The organism is Flavobacterium sp. K77, from assembly GCF_021608205.1.
Lineage (GTDB): Bacteria > Bacteroidota > Bacteroidia > Flavobacteriales > Flavobacteriaceae > Flavobacterium > Flavobacterium turcicum.
On the sequence record NZ_JAKIHO010000001.1, the window covers coordinates 112,163 to 131,006 of the forward strand.

The 18,844-nt window shown below is 34.6% G+C and carries 17 protein-coding genes; 13 read left to right on the forward strand and 4 right to left on the reverse strand.

Annotated elements, in window-relative coordinates:
• The first annotated feature begins 5 nt into the window (after positions 1–5).
• The 6 genes from L1S34_RS00530 (at position 6) to L1S34_RS00555 (ending at position 6,775) form a co-directional block, all read left to right on the forward strand.
• Entirely contained in the window at positions 6–1,220 is a 1,215-nt protein-coding gene (locus tag L1S34_RS00530; protein ID WP_236361780.1) for a WcaI family glycosyltransferase, read from the forward strand.
• 261 nt (positions 1,221–1,481) lie between these two features.
• Positions 1,482–2,228: an FkbM family methyltransferase gene (locus L1S34_RS00535; protein ID WP_236361783.1), complete on the forward strand. Its 747-nt coding sequence runs from the start codon at positions 1,482–1,484 to the stop codon at positions 2,226–2,228.
• A gap of 5 nt (positions 2,229–2,233) precedes the next feature.
• Entirely contained in the window at positions 2,234–3,205 is a 972-nt protein-coding gene (locus tag L1S34_RS00540; RefSeq protein WP_236361786.1) for an NAD-dependent epimerase/dehydratase family protein, read from the forward strand.
• A gap of 287 nt (positions 3,206–3,492) precedes the next feature.
• Positions 3,493–4,476, forward strand: a complete 984-nt coding sequence (locus L1S34_RS00545; RefSeq protein ID WP_236361789.1) for a UDP-glucuronic acid decarboxylase family protein — start codon at positions 3,493–3,495, stop codon at positions 4,474–4,476.
• A 180-nt stretch (positions 4,477–4,656) separates the two neighbouring features.
• Entirely contained in the window at positions 4,657–6,009 is a 1,353-nt protein-coding gene (locus L1S34_RS00550) for an exopolysaccharide biosynthesis polyprenyl glycosylphosphotransferase (protein ID WP_236361836.1), read from the forward strand.
• 1 nt (position 6,010) lies between these two features.
• Positions 6,011–6,775: a glycosyltransferase family 2 protein gene (locus L1S34_RS00555; RefSeq protein WP_236361839.1), complete on the forward strand. Its 765-nt coding sequence runs from the start codon at positions 6,011–6,013 to the stop codon at positions 6,773–6,775.
• Here the strand turns inward: L1S34_RS00555 and L1S34_RS00560 are convergent, their stop codons facing one another.
• Positions 6,776–8,086, reverse strand: a complete 1,311-nt coding sequence (locus L1S34_RS00560) for a phenylacetate--CoA ligase family protein (protein WP_236361854.1) — start codon at positions 8,084–8,086, stop codon at positions 6,776–6,778.
• 132 nt (positions 8,087–8,218) lie between these two features.
• On the opposite strand from L1S34_RS00560, the gene purD reads away from it, so the two are divergent.
• Complete coding sequence (gene purD, locus L1S34_RS00565; RefSeq protein WP_236361873.1) at positions 8,219–9,493, forward strand: phosphoribosylamine--glycine ligase; 1,275 nt, start codon at positions 8,219–8,221, stop codon at positions 9,491–9,493.
• Between the two features lie 43 nt (positions 9,494–9,536).
• On the opposite strand, the gene L1S34_RS00570 is transcribed toward purD, so the two are convergent.
• Positions 9,537–9,767 (reverse strand): DUF6341 family protein, encoded by a 231-nt coding sequence (locus tag L1S34_RS00570; RefSeq protein WP_166132648.1) that lies wholly within the window; start codon positions 9,765–9,767, stop codon positions 9,537–9,539.
• A gap of 141 nt (positions 9,768–9,908) precedes the next feature.
• Between L1S34_RS00570 and L1S34_RS00575 the strand changes: the two genes are divergently transcribed.
• Positions 9,909–10,838 (forward strand): DUF6427 family protein, encoded by a 930-nt coding sequence (locus L1S34_RS00575; protein ID WP_236361890.1) that lies wholly within the window; start codon positions 9,909–9,911, stop codon positions 10,836–10,838.
• On the opposite strand, the gene upp is transcribed toward L1S34_RS00575, so the two are convergent.
• The gene (gene upp / locus L1S34_RS00580) at positions 10,833–11,486 is read right to left on the reverse strand and encodes a uracil phosphoribosyltransferase (protein WP_236361893.1); all 654 of its coding nucleotides are present in this window, start codon (positions 11,484–11,486) and stop codon (positions 10,833–10,835) included. The genes L1S34_RS00575 and upp overlap by 6 nt on opposite strands.
• Positions 11,487–11,572: 86 nt before the next feature.
• Between upp and L1S34_RS00585 the strand changes: the two genes are divergently transcribed.
• The 4 genes from L1S34_RS00585 to L1S34_RS00600 all read left to right on the forward strand — a co-directional run bounded on the left by L1S34_RS00585 (position 11,573) and on the right by L1S34_RS00600 (position 17,222).
• A complete protein-coding gene (locus L1S34_RS00585) occupies positions 11,573–12,178 on the forward strand; it encodes a DUF4254 domain-containing protein (RefSeq protein WP_236361939.1) in 606 nt (201 codons plus the stop codon).
• Positions 12,179–12,378: 200 nt separating this feature from the next.
• Complete coding sequence (locus tag L1S34_RS00590) at positions 12,379–13,386, forward strand: glycosyltransferase family 9 protein (RefSeq protein WP_236363174.1); 1,008 nt, start codon at positions 12,379–12,381, stop codon at positions 13,384–13,386.
• Between the two features lie 244 nt (positions 13,387–13,630).
• Positions 13,631–16,414, forward strand: coding sequence for an outer membrane beta-barrel family protein (locus L1S34_RS00595; RefSeq protein WP_236361941.1), 2,784 nt, complete (start codon positions 13,631–13,633; stop codon positions 16,412–16,414).
• 46 nt (positions 16,415–16,460) lie between these two features.
• Positions 16,461–17,222, forward strand: coding sequence for a GLPGLI family protein (locus L1S34_RS00600; protein ID WP_236361944.1), 762 nt, complete (start codon positions 16,461–16,463; stop codon positions 17,220–17,222).
• Positions 17,223–17,310: 88 nt separating this feature from the next.
• Here the strand turns inward: L1S34_RS00600 and L1S34_RS00605 are convergent, their stop codons facing one another.
• On the reverse strand, positions 17,311–18,363 hold the full coding sequence (locus L1S34_RS00605; RefSeq protein WP_236361977.1) for a ferredoxin--NADP reductase: 1,053 nt from the start codon (positions 18,361–18,363) through the stop codon (positions 17,311–17,313).
• A 131-nt stretch (positions 18,364–18,494) separates the two neighbouring features.
• Between L1S34_RS00605 and L1S34_RS00610 the strand changes: the two genes are divergently transcribed.
• Complete coding sequence (locus L1S34_RS00610) at positions 18,495–18,836, forward strand: PadR family transcriptional regulator (protein ID WP_086453071.1); 342 nt, start codon at positions 18,495–18,497, stop codon at positions 18,834–18,836.
• Positions 18,837–18,844: the final 8 nt, after the last annotated feature.

Below are 18,844 nucleotides of genomic sequence, written 5' to 3' on the forward strand. Positions count from 1 at the left end.
GACTTATGAAAATAACAATTATTGGGCATAATTATTTTCCAGAGGATAGTGGCATAGGTTTATACACGACTGGTATGGCTGAATTTTTAGCCTTAAAACATGATGTAAGTGTAATTTCTGGAGTACCATATTATCCGCAATGGCAAATACATGAAAATTATGTGAATAGTTCGTTGTTTTTCATGGAAACCATAAATAATGTCAAAGTATATAGATTCAAGCAATATACACCCGCCAAGCCTAATTTTTTTAAACGTGTTTTACAAATGCTTCATTTTTTTATGGGCTCCTTGGTAAATACTTTTAAAGTGAAAAAAGCAGATGTTATTATCGTGATCATGCCGTTTACACTTTCGATAATTTTGGGTTGGTTTATAAAATGTATTAACGGAGGAATGCTTTGGGTGCACATACAAGATTTCGAATTTGATGCTGCTTGTAATATGGTATCAGATTCTAAAAGTAAATGGTACACAAAAATGTTATTTTCAATTGAAAGATGGATCATTAACCGAGCCGATTATACTAGTACAATTAGTAAAGGAATGATGTCTAAATTAGCAGAAAAAGCGACTCTTGTTCCTGTTTTTTTTCCTAATTGGATTGACTATTCCGTAATTGATCCTGATAAGAAATCGGTTAATTCTGTTTTTAGATCTAATACATTTAATATTCTTTACTCAGGTAATATTGGCGAAAAACAAGATTGGGACTTTTACATTGAATTTGTAACAGCTATGCAAGCGCATCCAGATTTTCATTTTTATCTAGTAGGAGAGGGAGCAAAACGAGAAGAAGTAGTACGAAAATTACAAGGAAAAGATAATTGTACCTATTTGGCGCCAGTACAGTACTCTGAATTAAGTAATTTATTATGCCATGCTGATGTGCATGTATTATTTCAAAAACCAGAGTTTAAAGATCTTGTAATGCCTTCAAAAATTCTAGGTATGATGGCTAGCGCAAAGCCATCTATAATTACAGGTCATGCTAGTTCTGAAATAAAGGAAACCTTTAAAAACTCGCAGGGAGGTTTTTACTTTTCTGAAAATTCTGTGGAGCAGATTAAGACTGTGCTTTTTCAAATGAAATCAGAACCGGAAAAAACCAAAGAAATGGGCTTGAAGGCAAGACAGTACGTTATTAATAATGTTGCTATCGAAAGTATTTTACCTCAATTTGAGAAGGATCTTACGGCCAAAAGGATTCATTTTAAATAAGCTAGACAGACTAGTTATTTAGATTTACAGTGGTAAATTTATAAGCGAAGAATGTACTACGTAGAACTGAATTACTATTTTGATATTTATTCGAAATATTTAATTTGGGTTGCATTTAATAAATTATTCACTCAAGAACTCGTTTTTTTTAATTCTAAAATGCTAACAAAACACTACTAACAAATCTCAAATTGTGAGGGTTTTATTTTATCTTGCACCATTAAAAATAAGATTTTTTATAAAAAAAATAATGACAATATAATGAGGTATTCTACACTGATCAAGCAATTGTTTATCGTTGTGAAGTCTAGATGGGTTTTACAACTAGTGCAAGGAAAAATTTTTTCATTGGCCTCGTTTGAAGTAGTTTCTAATTTAAAGAAAACGGTTCCGCATATAGATACCATTATTGATGTTGGTGCAAATTCAGGACAGTTTTCAAACGTAGCCACCCATTTATATCCAAAGGCTAAGTTGCATGCATTTGAGCCCTTACCAGATTTATACAAAAAAATCGCAAAAAAATTTAAGTCAAATACTAATATTACAACCTACAATCTTGCTTTAGGAAACGAAGATGGAGCTATCAATTTTAATAAAAATAAGTACGGTCACATCAGTTCGATTTTAAATATTAGTACCACAAATATTCATTATCCAAATCAAGAAAATGATTTATCTCAGATAGAGGTGCAAATAAAAAAGTTAGATGCTCTTGCGCTCACAAGTGCCTCCGAAAATAAAGTTGTGTTACTAAAATTAGATGTTCAAGGATACGAGTTGGAAGTATTAAAAGGAGCTGAAGCCTCATTGAAAAACATCGAATACATAATAATCGAAGCTAATTTAGAGCAGTTGTACACTAATCAGCCGTCGTTTGCTGAGATGAATGCCTATTTAATGGGTATTGGCTTTGAACTTTCAGGCATGCTTGATTTCAATTTAGGCCGAAGTAATAAGTATATTGAAGTTGACTTTTTGTATAAAAAAACTACAACTAAGCAGTAACTCCTATGGCAAAGATTCTAGTAACAGGAGGTTCTGGTTTTATAGGTTCGAACCTTGTCGAATACTTATCATCAAAAAATCATGAAGTAGGCAATTATGATGTAAAGAGCCCGCGAAATAAAGTGTTTGTAGATAACTGGATACAAGGGAATATTCTTGATATAAAAAAGCTTCAAGCTTGTTTTTATGTATTTCAACCTGATTATGTAATTCACTTAGCAGCTCGTACAGATCTAAATGAATCACAATCAATTGAAGGTTATGCTGCAAATATTGAAGGAGTTGAAAACCTGATAAAAGTAATTAATACACATCCTAATATTAAAAGAACGATTTATGCTTCAAGTAGGATGGTGTGTAAAATCGATTACATTCCACAATCATTTGATGATTTTTGTCCTCCTAATCTTTATGGCGAAAGCAAAGTAATTGGAGAAAAATTAGTTCAAGAAAAGGCAAAACATGATTTTGTAATTGTCCGACCTACCTCTATTTGGGGACCTTTTTTCGAAATTCCGTACCGAACATTTTTTGATACCGTTCGCAAAAAAATATTTTTTATCCCAAACAATTACAACCCTAAAAAATCTTTTGGTTTTGTACATAATACTACATATCAACTCGAAAAAATATTATTTGCGCCAAAAGAAGCACTCGAACAAAATTACTACCTAGCAGATTATCCCGCTTTAGAATTAAAGTCTTGGGCTGATATGATTGCACACGAATTTCACCAAGAAAAATCAAAAACGATTGCCTTTTTACCTTTAAAAATGGCTTCAAAAATAGGAGATTATCTTCAAAAACTAGGTTGGAAAAACCCACCTCTTACTAGTTTTAGATTGAATAATTTAATTACAAATATGGTATATGATACGACTTCTTTAGAAAAACTTTGTGGACCGTTACCATATACTCTAAAGGATGGTGTAAGAATTACTGCAGCTTGGATCAAACAGGATACTAAAACTAAATAGCTTTTTACCAATGCTCGCATTTAAACACAAAAGCAATAATTAAAGTAAGAACTGTAAAGCAAAGTATATTTAAAAACATTCGTACCATAAGAAAACAACCTACCTCAAATACTTCAGCTTCTTCAAAACACAGAAATTCTTAACTAATAGTCTTTTTTGAAACTTTTATACAAGGTCGTATTTGAAGTTTAGTACCGCCTAGTATCAACTCAGAATAACTAATATAATTGCCATATTTGTGCTTTCAAATAAGCATTTTTTATATCTTGCGAACACAAAAATATTTCATGAAAAGAATTTTAATCACCGGCGCTGCAGGATTTTTAGGTTCACACCTTTGTGACCGTTTTATTAAAGAAGGATACTTTGTAATCGGGATGGACAATCTGATTACCGGAGATTTAAAAAATATTGAACATTTGTTTCAATTAGAACATTTTGAATTTTACCACCACGACATCACCAAGTTTGTACATATTCCTGGCGATTTAGATTATATTTTACACTTTGCATCGCCTGCAAGTCCAATAGATTATTTAAAAATTCCAATTCAAACCTTAAAAGTTGGATCGTTAGGAACTCATAATTTGTTGGGTCTTGCTCGAGTTAAAAAAGCTAGAATCCTTATTGCATCTACTTCTGAAGTATATGGCGATCCTTTGGTACACCCACAAACTGAAGAATATTATGGCAACGTAAACACTATTGGCCCACGCGGCGTGTATGACGAAGCCAAACGTTTTCAAGAATCAATCACGATGGCGTACCACACTTTTCATGGTGTAGAAACTAGAATTGTTCGAATTTTTAATACCTACGGACCAAGAATGCGCCTCAATGATGGTCGTGTTATTCCTGCTTTTATAGGTCAAGCTATTCGCGGCGAGGACTTAACTATTTTTGGCGATGGCATGCAAACCCGTTCTTTTTGCTATGTTGACGATCAGGTAGAAGGTATTTTTAGATTGTTACATTCGGATTATGCTTTGCCCGTAAATATTGGAAACCCAGATGAAATCACCATTAAAGATTTTGCCGAAGAAATCATTAAACTCACAGGTACCAATCAAAAAGTGGTGTACCATCCCTTACCAATAAATGACCCATTGCAGCGCCAGCCAGATATTACCAAAGCTAAAGAATTATTGGGTTGGGAAGCTAAAGTTGGCCGTGCCGATGGAATGAAAATTACTTATGAGTATTTTAAATCTTTATCACCAGAGGAACTTTCTAGAGAGGAACACAAAGATTTTTCGAAATATATATTTTAAGTTGATTGCAAAAGTTAACCGAGAGGTAAATTGGTACTATGAAAAGGCTAGTTTAAGTAGAGGTTAAATTATACAAAAGTTTCAATCAATCAGCCAATATACTCCTCTAGAAAAGTTATTTTAGCCCAACTTAGTAAATGGCAAGTGCGAATTGCGTACTATTTTTAATTCGAACCAAAAGTGAAAACCAAAACAGGAAGATATTCGGGCTACATTCGTCCTTTTTCTTTTATAGTTGATATGAGCATTCTCAATATAGGTGCAATTTATCTGATAGATTTTCCTATGCATTTCATTTTGTACCCGCTCAGTATTAGTTTGAGTTGGTTTATCATTGCTGCAAGTTTGGGTTTTTATGAAGTGTACCGATATACCAAAGTAATCGCTATTCTTAATTGTGCTTTAAAACAAGTTATTTTGTTTGGTCTTTTTTGCATGGCTTTGGCCTTTTTTCATTCTGATAACTCGAGTTTTCACAAAATAGTTGTGTACACCAGTACAACTTTTGCCCTAATCATGACGGTAAAATTGTGTATTTACTACTTTCTTAAAAAATTCAGAGTACTTTACGGAGGGAATTTCCGAAAAGTAATTTTGGTTGGAAATGCCAAAAGCGTGTCTCCGTTGCAACATTTTTTTACCGAAAATCCAGATTATGGTTATCAGTTAGAACATGTTTTTGACCTGGAAAAAGAGAAATCAATGCAATTGCAAAAATGTTTTGCATTTGTACTCGAAAATAAAATTGATGAAATTTATTGCGCCATGGGCGAATTAAGTCAAAAACAAATTAATGACTTGGTGTATTTTGCGGATAATAATTTAAAAACACTCAAGTTTATTCCTAGCGAAAAACAAATCGTTTCTCGTAATTTCACTTTTGAGTATTACGATTATATTCCGGTGATTTCCTTGCGCAATATTTTGTTAGATGATACACTCAATAAATTTATAAAACGCATTTTTGATATTGTATTTTCATTATTGGTAATCATTGGTGTTTTATCTTGGCTAAGTATTATACTAGCAATTATAATCAAATGGCAATCCAAAGGGCCATTGTTTTTTATCCAAAAGAGAAACGGTTTGAATTATAAAGAATTTAATTGCTACAAGTTCAGATCGATGGAAATTAACGATGAAGCACACATCAATCAGGTTCGAAAAAACGATACTAGAGTGACAAGAATTGGCCGATTCATGCGCAAAACAAGTATTGATGAGTTGCCTCAATTTTTTAATGTATTGCTAGGAGACATGTCGGTTGTAGGTCCTAGGCCGCACATGGTGAGTCATACCGAAATGTATGCGCTAAAAATAGATAAGTTTATGGTGCGTCATTTTGTGAAACCAGGAATTACCGGCTTGGCGCAAACCAAAGGTTATCGTGGCGAAGTCGAAACAGACGAAGACATCATTAACCGTGTGAAATACGACATTTTTTACATGGAAAATTGGTCTATTTTATTGGATATAAAAATCATATTCGACACTATTTACAACACCTTACGAGGCGATACAAAAGCGTACTAACATGCAAAACGAATTGGTATCGATACTAACTCCTTCTTTTAATTCTGCTCCATTCATAGCGGCAACAATCGCATCGGCACAAGCCCAAACCCATACCAATTGGGAGTTAATCATTGTTGACGATGCTTCTTCCGATGAAACGGTTGCCATTGTCAAAGCTTTGGCACAAAATGATAGTCGTATTCATTGTATTGCATTGCCAAAAAATGAAGGGACAGGCGTAGCTAGAAATACCGGATTGCAAGTAGCCAAAGGAAAATACATTGCTTTTTTAGATGCTGATGATTTGTGGAAACCACACAAGTTGGCTACCCAAATTGCGTTCATGAAAAATCACCAGTTGGCCTTTACTTATTCTTTTTACGATTGTATAGATGAGGTTGGATTGCCACTCAACAAAACCATTACTGCACCGCTAGTATTGCGATACCAGCACTTGTTTTTTTGCAACTTTGTTGGCAATCTCACAGGTATTTATGATAGAAGTATTTTAGGCACTGTACCTATTCCTGCAGCCCGAAAACGGCAAGATTGGATGCATTGGTTATTCATTTTACAAAAAACAAAGACAGCTCACGTAGTTCCTGAAAGTTTGGCCTACTATCGTGTTAGAAATAACTCTATATCAGCATCAAAACTAGAGTTGATCAAGCATAATTTTGCAGTCTACACTCAATTTCATGGTTACAATTTTATAAAGGCAAGTTTTTGTTTGATAGGTTTTTTGGTAGTGCAACTTTTGATAAAACCAAGATTTAAAAAGTAACTACAACAACGAACTAAATTGTTTTAATTTTCCTCTTTGGCTACGGTTTAATTTTTCTTTATGGACAAAGGTAAAATGCAAGTTGGGTTCTAAATACAAGGCAATAGCAGCTTCAATTTTTTGTATTTGCTCAGAAAGTAATGCTGTGGTGCTCACATATTCAATCTCAAACTGATCCAAAGCAGTCTGTTTGATGACGAATTCTTTCACATTGCCATCATCTTCAATAATGCTTTTGGTCACATAATAAAAAGTTAAGCCTGCTGCTTTTTTTCCGCTAGGCAAAACAGCCACATCATTGGTACGACCTATAAGTTCCTTTAAAATAGGTTTTTGGAGTGTACTTCTTTCATCAAGCGTTCCAATATCGCCAATATCATAACGAATAAAAGGATGTGCTTTATTGAACAAAGAGGTAATTACAATGCGCCCGGCAGTGCCATTGGGAACTACTTGGTTTTGATCATCCAGAATTTCAACAAACAGTGTTTCGGCATTTACTTGCCACTCGTTTTCAAGGTTCTGGAACGCAATTAAATCCAGTTCTGAGGCACCGTATTCATTCACAACCGGAATTCCGAATTGATTTTCTAAGAGTATTTTATCTGAAGTAAAAAGCATTTCGGAGGTGACAATACATACTTTTAAACTCGGACAAATATCTCTTAAAACGATATTTTGCTGTTGCAAATATTTAGCAAATACCACAATTGCGCTGGTGTAACCATTGATGTAATCGAATTTTTTAGTTCGAAAATGCTGTACATAATTGGCTAAAACCGCATCTGATAAATCAAAAATCGGGAATCGGTACCGATTACCCAACCAATCTTTAAAACGTTCTTTTTTATAGCCAACAAAATCAAGTGGAATACCATAAAAACGCGCTTGATGAGAGGAGTTGAAATCAATTCCATACCAACCAAATCGGTATTTATTAGATGCCCAAGTCATAGCATGTGACCATTTATCTTTGGCAAATACAAATGGAGTACCGCTAGATCCCGAGGTTTTATTGGTATATAAAGCTTTTGACTTGTAAGATAAAGACAGCCGATCTTGCAAGTTCGTTTGTAAATTAGCCTTAGTCAAAACAGGTAAGTCTTCCCAATTGGGTGATGAATTTTTACCGACTAATTCAGCAAAAAAAGGATTGTTTTTCAGGTGATAAGCAACTATTTCCTGTTTTTTTTGCGCTAGAAAACTTTGGTGTTCTTCTGCTGACATTGCATTGATAGCACGCAACTCAGCACAAGCCTTCTTGATTTGAAAGCCATTGATTTGAAGCGATAAATCAAATAATGGTAGCATAGAGCAGTAGCAATTTTTTCAAAAATAATATTAAGTAGCAACTTACGCGTTGTAAAAAGGAAGTTTTTAGTAATTAATTATTTTTTGATTACAAAAGCAATTATTTTTGTGCCACAACTAAAAACAACACACATGACTATTTTACTTTTGGGTTCTGGCGGTAGAGAACATGCTTTTGCATGGAAAATGCTTCAGAGTCCGCTTTGCGAAAAACTTTTTGTAGCCCCAGGAAATGCAGGTACCGCTGCCATTGCAACCAATGTAGCTATTAGCCCAACTGATTTTGACGCACTTAAACTTTTTGTGCTTGAAAATCAAGTAAAAATGGTTGTGGTTGGTCCAGAAGATCCTTTGGTAAAAGGTATTTTTGATTATTTTCAAAAAGATCCGCAATTGAGTTCGATTCCGGTAATAGGGCCATCTCAAATAGGAGCGCAATTAGAAGGTAGTAAAGAATTTGCAAAGGAATTTTTAATGCGACATGCCATTCCTACTGCTGCTTATGATAGTTTTACAGCCGAAACAGTAGAGAATGGTTGTGCTTTTTTAGAAACTTTACAACCTCCGTACGTTTTAAAAGCGGATGGTTTGGCAGCCGGAAAAGGGGTGTTGATTATCCAAAATTTGGACGAAGCCAAACAAGAATTACGAAATATGCTTGTTCACCAAAAATTTGGTGCAGCAAGTGCCAAAGTGGTTATCGAAGAGTTTCTTGACGGTATTGAGCTAAGCTGTTTTGTTTTGACTGACGGAAAAAGCTATAAAATTTTACCAACAGCCAAAGATTACAAACGTATTGGTGAAGGCGATACCGGTTTGAACACAGGCGGTATGGGTGCTGTTTCTCCTGTGCCTTATGTTGATGCTGTTTTGATGGAAAAAATAGAAACTCGCATTGTAAAACCTACAATTGATGGGTTTCAAAAAGATGGAATTCCGTACAAAGGATTTGTTTTTATTGGACTTATCAATGTAAACAACGAACCTATCGTAATTGAATACAATGTGCGTATGGGCGATCCTGAAACCGAAGTAGTTATTCCAAGATTAAAAACTGATTTAGTCGAGCTGTTTTTGGCTGTAGCCGATCAACGTTTGAATGAAATAGAACTTGAAGTAGATTCTCGTAGTGCGGCTACCGTAATGGTAGTTTCTGGCGGTTATCCTGAAGATTTTGAGAAAGGAAAAGTAATATCTGGACTTGAAAACGTAACTGATTCGATCGTTTTTCATGCAGGAACAAAACTAGAACATGACCAAGTAGTAACTAACGGCGGACGAGTTTTGGCCATTACATCGTATGGAATTGATTTTGAATCGGCCACAAAAAAATCTTATCAAAACATAGATCAACTTCATTTTGATAAAATGTATTTTAGAAAAGATATCGGCAACGACCTAAAGTAATATCCTTAAAAAAATAAAACCTCCATCAGGAGGTTTTGCTTTTTTATTTTAAGAACGAATGTGCTGTGGTATCTTGATTTTCAGTACCTGCATCGTCAAAAATACGTAATTGCTTAATCCAGTAAACGATTGCTGCTGCACAAATAATCATAAAAATCCAGTTGATTGTGTTAGCTGCAAACCAAGAAGTAAGCTCTAATGAACGTAAAAAATCTAGTGGAGCAAATAAAATATCTACGAATAAATATTGTATGCCTTCAAAAAATGCCTTCATAATATGTCAAATTAATTTTTAAACTAAATCATTCAGTAATTCAGACTGCTAACGCTTCAAAAGAAAGATTCTTTCTTAGCAAGTACAGTTACTTTTTAAACAAGTCTTATATTTACCACCACAAAAGTATAAAATATCCGTATGATAACAAGTGTTTTTAGAAAATCTACACCGTTAAATTTTGCATTAGTGGTACTATTGATGCTGGTTTTCTTTTCGTTGTACCATTTGCAAGCACATCCTGCTGCCATAGCGGTTCTTGAATGGGTAAAAATGGGTGCTTTATTTTTAGTCTTGATTGGTTCTATTTTCTTAACGGATTTTATAGCTAAGCGCAACGGGCTGAGTAAAGACAGTACTTACACTGTATTTTTTTACTTTTTGTTTCTGCTGTTTTTTCCAGATGTGTTAAACAATACCAACCTGATTGTCTCTAACTTTTTTCTGCTTTTGGCTTTACGCCGATTGATTTCTTTGCAATCGCTTAAAGCATCTAAAGAAAAAATATTTGATGCCTCGTTGTGGATTTTCATCGCAGCCTTGTTTCATTTTTGGAACATTTTGTACATCGTACTTGTTTTTATTTCTATTTTATTTCACGTAGCCCGTGATTACAGAAACTGGATTTTACCATTTATCGCTTTTGTAGTGTCGGTAATTTTATTTTTACTTTTTGGAACGGTATTCAATTTTGACCTTGTAAATTATCTTATTAACAGCGTTCAAGTTGACTTTGCCTTAGATTATTTTACTAATAATTATCAAAACGGAGCTTTGTCGCTTTACGCTACGGTGGTTTTGTTTTTTGTGGTATCCATGTTGGCTACTTTATCCAACAGACCGCAGCTGTTGCACACATCGTATAAAAAAATTGTTGCTGCGCTTTTTATTGGTATTTTGGTGTATGTATTATCGGCTAATAAAAGCAACGACATTCTCATTTTCACCATGGCACCTTTGGCCATTATGGCCAGCAGTCATATCGAAATTCCGCAGGAAAAACTCAAACAAGAGCTTGTATTTGGTGTATTAATTTTGTGTAGTTTGTTTGCTTTTTTCTCGCAGTTATAGTTTTTTACCATACGCCAAGTCGCCAGCATCGCCTAAACCGGGAACAATATAACTTTGTTCGTTCAACTTTTCATCTAAGGCCGCAACCCATAAATGACAATGGTCTGGCAAATGTTGCTCTAGGTACGCTATACCTTCGGGAGCAGCAATTACAACTGCAATATGAATTTCTTTAGGCGCACTATTTTCCATTAGTTTATTAAAAACAGCCACGAGTGATTGCCCCGTCGCCAACATCGGATCTACTAGAATCAAATTCTTTCCGTTTAAATCAGAAATAGCTTGGTATTGTACCAAAATTTCAAAATTTTCATCGTTATTGGGGTGGTTTCGATAAGCCGATATGAAACCATTTTCGGCATCATCAAAATAATTTAAAAAACCTAAATGCAAAGGCAATCCTGCCCGCAGCACAGAACACAATACCAATTGATCAGCTATAGCAGTCGTTGTTTTTGTACCAAGTGGTGTTGGTATCGCTAAGGTTTTGTAGGTCATATTTTTACTCAACTCATACGCCATAATCTCGCCAATGCGTTCAATATTTCTGCGAAAACGCATACTATCGTTCTGCACGGTAACATTTCGAATTTGCGCTAAAAAGTGATTCAATACGCTGTTTCCTTCTGATAGATAATGAATTTGCATGACGATTTTAAGGTATTTAAACTTGTGATTATTTTTTGATGGGATAAAAGTATAAAAAGTATCTTTGCTTTTTAATATATAAAGATATGTTTTCAAAATTAGCGTACTCCGTATTTGAGCAAAGTATCATCGATTATCACCAGTTTGATAATGTTGATCAGCCTATAAACAATCCTTATCCAAAGGATAAATTTGAACATTTGTTGTACCACAAAAACTGGATTGACACCGTTCAATGGCATTTTGAGGATATTATTCGTGATCCAAACATTGATCCGGTAGCGGCTTTAACTTTGAAAAGAAGAATTGATGCTTCTAATCAAGAACGTACCGATATGGTTGAGTATACTGATAGTTACTTTTTGCAAAAATACAGCCATGTTGTGGTAAAAGAAAATGCCAAAATCAACTCTGAAAGTCCTGCTTGGGCTTTTGACCGCTTGTCTATTTTAGCATTAAAAATCTACCACATGCAAGAGGAGGCTACCCGTGCAGAAGCATCGCAAGACCACCGCGACAAATGCCAAGCTAAATTGAATGTATTGCTTGAGCAGCGCACTGATTTGTCAACTGCAATTGATGATTTATTGACAGATATTGAAAATGGCGACAAATTCATGAAAGTGTACAAGCAAATGAAAATGTACAATGATGATGAATTGAATCCTGTTTTGTACCAAAATAAAAAATAATTTACGAAGCTATTCCAGCTTTCCATTACAATTCCTCACCCAAGCAGTGCCGTTTTTATGGGTTTAAAAAGAGCTTCCGATGGTCGCTTTTTTAAACCCAAAAACGTTGCCGCTTGAGTTCCGGGATTTTCATTTCAATCTGGGCTAGTAAGCACAATAAAACACACGAATTGTCAATTACCGCTACACATATCGCTGTAATGCGCCTTTCCGCAATGGGAGATGTTGCCATGACGGTTCCTGTTGTAAGAGCACTAGTAAACCAACATCCACAACTTAAGATTACGGTTATTTCCAGACCTTTTTTTAAGCCTTTTTTCGAGGGAATCCCAAACCTTACTTTTTTTGCTTTTGATGAAAAAGAACGCCACAAAGGATTTCTTGGATTGTTGCGTTTGTTCAAAGATTTGAAAGGTTTACATATTGATGCTTTCGCTGACTTACACAACGTATTACGCTCTAAAATTGTTCGAAATCTTTTTGTGTTAAGCGGTAAAAAAGTAGCAGCGGTTGATAAAGGCCGACAAGGCAAAAAAGAACTCACTCGTGCCGAAAATAAAGTATTTCAGCAATTACCTACCATGTTTGAAAGACATGTAAAAGTATTTGAACAACTCGGTTTTACAGTTGATTTATCTCAACCCGAGTATCCTTCCAAAGCAGTTTTGACTCCTGAAATTGCAGCATTACTTGGTACAAATTACAAGAAATTAATCGGAATTGCTCCTTTTGCACAATACACTTCAAAAGTATATCCACTCGATTTAATGCAACAAGTAATTGATCAATTAGCATTAGATACAACCCAAGCCATTTTACTTTTTGGTGGCGGAGTGAATGAAATTCAACAATTAAATGCCTTAGCGTCACAGTATAAAAATGTGGTGGTAATAGCTGGAAAAATCAAATTTCAGCAAGAATTACAACTTATTAGTAATCTAGATGTAATGCTTTCTATGGATTCTGGCAATGCACATATTGCCGCCATGCTAGGCGTTAAAGTGATTACACTTTGGGGCGCAACGCATCCATTTGCCGGATTCTTACCATTCAATCAATCTTTAGAAAACGCATTAACCGCTGACAGAAAACAATTTCCTATGTTACCAACTTCGGTTTACGGCAATAAAAATGTGCCAGGTTACGAAGATGCCATGCGAACAATTACTCCTGAAACTGTAGTTACCAAAATTCAAAAAGCACTTTAAATTCCTGTCGAAGCTTTTTGCAACTGTTTTTATCACCTCCGATTGCGAATAAAAAGCCTTTTCACGTAAGAAAAACTTTAACACATTTATAACAATTCGTAAAGATTACGTAGTACGAATAATACTATTTTTGGTCTGTCTGCGTTGTAAGTAACGAAAATAAAATTTAGGCTTGGCAGTAAAGTGCCACAATACTAGTTTTTATTTGTTTCAAAATGCATTAACTAAAAACCAACTAGTATTTATGTCAAACTTTAGGGTAACTCTTGCCATTTTATTTTTTGTAACCTTTACAGCTTTTGCCCAAAAAAGCAAAGTATCAGGAACATTAACCGCTGGAAGCGAAAAAACACCTATTTACAATTCGGTAATCGCATTATTAACACCCGTTGATTCCGTGCTTTATCAATTTACACGTTCTGATAAAGACGGAAAATTTTTATTGAACAATGTAAAACCAGGCAGCTATATCTTGATGACTTCTCACAGTCAATATGCTGATTATTTAGATGATATTACTTTAACCGAAACAGACCGAAACTTAGGCAACATCAACTTAATGAGTAAAATGGAATTACTCCGAGAAGTGGTCATTAAAACGGGTTCTATCAAGATTAAAGGCGATACAACTAGTTACCGCGCCAGCGATTTTCAAGTGGATGCCAATGCTAACGTAGAGGAACTTCTAAAAAAATTACCCGGAATTCAAGTGGATAAAAACGGGACAATCAAAGCTATGGGTGAAACGGTTGAAAAAGTTTTGGTTGATGGCGAAGAATTTTTTGGTGATGATCCCGGTATGGCCGTAAAAAATTTACGTGCCGATGCTATTAAAGAGGTACAAGTTTTCAATAAAAAAAGCGACCAAGCTGAATTTACAGGAATTGACGACGGCGAGACTAAAAAAACGATCAATCTTAAGTTGAAAGAAGATAAAAAGAAAGGCTATTTTGGTAAAATTGACGGAGCAAATGAGCCCACAGCTGATAATGATTCACGTAACAACAGTAATATTTTGGTGAGCAGTTTTAAAGGAAAAAGAAAACTATCAGCTTTTTTATTAAATGGTAATACGGGTCAAGATGGTTTAAGTTGGGAGGACAGTGATAAATTTGGAGGTGGTGATGGTAATGTAAGTATGAACATGGATGATGATGGTAATGTGAGCTATGAGTGGACCGGTGGTGAAAATGATGACGAGCCGTATGTAGATACTCAAAATGGATTTATTAAAAATACCAATGCGGGTTTGCAATACAATAACAAATGGAACGACAAACACAGTTTGAATTTGTCTCCTAAATACAACCGTCAAAGTTATCAAAACAACAGTAGCCGAAATACGCAAACACAAGTAGGCGACACGCAACTCAATCAAAACAGCTCAACGATAAGTAACGTAAACAGAGATAATTTTAAAGCAAACATAGTTTATGATGTTAAAATTGACTCTATTAATACCTTAAAGGTTACGGCAAAAACTAATTTTTATACTACCGAAAGTGACGAATTTACTAACGGAGATACTAGAGGGAACGATGGTTTGCTGCGCAACAGACAAGAGCGAATGTTTACCACAAATTCTGATAAGCAAGCGCTTTCTGCAAGTGTACTATTCAAACATAAATTTGCAAAACCACGCAGAACCTTGTCTGTAAATAGCAGCTGGAACACATTAAACAGCAACTCTAATAATTTTTTGAAATCAACTAATGAAAGTTACGAAGGCGGAGCTTTGGCTTTTAGTAATGAAGTAGATCAAAATAAAGTAGGCGAGAAAAACACACAAAATGTGAGTGTAAATACGACTTATACAGAACCTTTGGGTAAAAAGATGGCCTTGCAATTGTCTTATCAAATTACAAATAACAGCGGCAATAGTAATTTTATCACCTACGATTTCTCGGACTTGAGCGGACGTTATGATGTAGTTGTTGATTCGTTATCCAATCAATTTGAGCAAAACATTACAACACACAAACCTTTAATTAAGTTGAGTTACAATGCAAAAAAGATCACTTACAGTTTTGGTAGTGGTTTTGGTTTTACTTTTTTTGATTTACAAGATTTATCTCAAAACAAAGAGTATAACCGTAGTTTTACCAACTTTTTCCCATCGGCAAATTTTTCATATAAATACAAAAGCAATAGTAACCTCCGTTTTAGCTATCAAGGAGCTACAAGACAACCAACTATTGATCAGTTGCAACCGCTTCGAAACAACCAGGATTTTTTCAACCAAGTTGTGGGTAATCCAGATTTGAAACAATCATTTACTAACAGTTTTAATGTTACACACAGCACCTATAGCATTTTAACCGAAACCAATTTTTTTCAGAGTGTATCTTTTAGAACAACTTCAAACTTGATTTCTTTTAACAGAGATATCGATCCAGAAAGTGCAAAAACAGTAACGACTCCTATAAATACCAATGGAAATTTTTCAGCAAATGTTTATATGGGTTATGGTTTTAAATTAAAAAAATTGAACCTATTTGTTAATTTGAATCCGTCTCTTAATTACAACAGGTCTGTAAATAGCATCAACAAACAAATTAATAATTCGGATAATTTGAACTCTAGTTTTGGTCTTTATATTAACAAATCGAAAGAAAAAAAATACGATTTAACTTTGAGCAACACCTTCTCAAACAGTCGTAATAGTACTTCGCAAAACAATCAAGTTAGGTCTTTTAATACCAATGAGCTAGGTTTTAGAGCGGGCGTTTATTTAACACAAAAATGGAAAATTGAATCAGATTACAATTGGTACGCCCGTCAAAAAACACTTGAATTTCAAGACCAACTTTCTAACCAACTTTGGAACGCAAGATTACAACGCACCTTTAAGAAAGAAGAGTTTACTGCTTATTTTTTAGTGAGAGATATTTTGAATCAAAACGTGGGAATTAATCGATTTATCTATGAAAATACGATTGGTGAGGAGCGTAACGACAGATTGAAAAGATATGCCATGATTGGGTTTACATGGAATTTTAAAAATAAAAACGTAGAAGAAAAAAAATAGAATAAGAGAAAGCAATTTTCTTTAAATCATAAAAAAACACAACACTATGAAAACCTATTATGTATACCTCATGCTACTTGTATTTACTGGCAATTGTTTTGCTCAGCAGTTTGTAGATAAGGCGGTTATTGAATATGAAGTGAGCACCAACCTTAAAAAAACAATGAGTAATGACAGTTGGAATGAGCAAATGAAAGAGAGCATATCTGATCTTAAAATTTCGTATTACAACTATACGTTTGAGAATAATAAAAGCTTATTTAAATTTGACCGTTGGAGTCCAAAAACTAAAATTCCGAATTACGAAAAAGAGGCAGACGAAGAGAATATTTGGTTTTTTGATTTTGCGAATCGCAAGATGAACGTTCAAAAACAAATTGTAGGAACCAATTTTGTAATAACAGATAGTATTCCAAAAATTGAATGGAAAATTACAAATGAACATCGTGAAATTGCGGGTTACAATTGTAGAAAAGCTGTCGGCAAAATTTTTGACGAAGTATATGTTTTTGCTTTTTACACCGATGATATCACCATTTCAGGAGGTCCGTGCACTATAAATGGATTGCCAGGAATGATTTTAGGTTTATCAATACCACGTTTGTACACCTCGTATATTGCTACCAAAGTAGATTTAAAAATAAAAGACACGAGTATCATTCAACCTATAACGGCCAAAAAAATGTATGATTTGAATGGTCTTAAAACTTTGGTTGAGGAAAAAACAAAAGATTGGTACAGCTATGGCGAAGATAAAGAGGAGAATAAGCGCCAGAAAAGCATGTTTTTATGGAATGCTTTCTTGTAAATAATAGCAATTTTTAGCGAAAACAAAAAATCCAAATTTCAGTAGTAAACTTGAAATTTGGATTTTTTTATTTTAAAATTCTAATGGCCTAAACATCATCATAATCTACATAAATCGTGTCTGATGTAGGATGCGCTTGACAGGTAAGTATCAAACCATCGGCAATTTCTTTATCCGTAAGAATAGAATTCTTCGACATCTCAGCAGTACCAGAGGTAACACGAGCCAAACAGCTGCTGCAAATTCCGCCTTGGCAAGAGTATGGAGCATCAATTCCTTGTTTTAAAGCGGCATCTAGAACGGTTTGCTTTTGCGACATTTCAAATGTAGTCTCTTCGTCATCTACCAAAACAGTAATTTTTGAATGACCGCCCAATGATTTTTCGATTTTATTTTCTTTGGTTGACGAAGCAAACAATTCAAATTTAATATTTGATTCTTTTACATTGTGCTCTTTTAAAACTCCAGAAACGGTATTGATCATTTCTTCAGGTCCACACAAGTAAAATTTGGAAAACTCAAGTTCTTTGTGTTTTGTGTTTAAAACAAAATTCACGCTTGATTTTTCGATACGTCCAAATAAAGCATTTTCAACTTTAGCTTGACTATACACATAATGCACAAACAAACGACCTACGTATTGCAATTGCAAATCGTGCAATTCTTGGTGAAAAATTGTGTCTTCGGGTGATTTGTTACCATAAACCAAAACAAAAGTGCTGTTTGGCTCGTTATGTAAAACTGATTTTAAAATCGACATTACAGGAGTAATTCCACTTCCTGCCGCAAAAGCAGCGTAGTTGCGTTGGCGATCAGCCTGAGGTTCAAAAGTAAATTTTCCTTCCGGAGTACCTACTTCAAGAACGTCACCCGCTTGGAGTTTGGTGTTGGCAAATTGCGAAAACAAACCATTAGGAACGGCTTTAACAGCAATGCGAAGTTCATCACTATCAGGCGAAGAACAAATAGAGTAGGCTCTGCGAATTTCTTGACCGTCAAGGGTTAGTTTTAAGTTCAAATATTGACCAGCAATAAAAGCATAATTGGCTTTTAATTCTTGTGGTACGTTAAAAAGTAAAGAAACTGCATCTTTAGTTTCGCGTTTTACTTCTTTTATAATAAGTTTTAAAAAAGACGACATGTGATAATTTTTTTTTACAAAGATACTAAAGTCAATAGGTAACTTAAATTAAAGTAATTGAAAATTTACATACCTAGAAGTGTTATGTATAAGAATCTTATGTATATTTGTATTTCCAAAAGAAAATGAAAATGAAAAACTCACAATTGTACAAAGGAAGTCTGAATACGATTATCATGAAATTGCTGGAGGAAAACGGCAAGATGTACGGCTATGAAATCACTCAGAAAGTAAAAGCGATTACTGCGGGCGAGTTGAATATTACCGAAGGCGCTTTGTATCCTGCCTTACATAAATTGGAGGCGGAAGGAATTTTGGATGTCGAAATTGAAAAAGTAGACAACCGCATGCGCAAGTATTACAAACTAACCGAAGCAGGTGAAAAGGAAACCGTAAACCGACTCTCAGAACTCGAAGATTTCATCAGAAACATGCAGAGTTTAGTGAACCCTAAGCCAAGTTTAGAATTTTAATTTTTTAA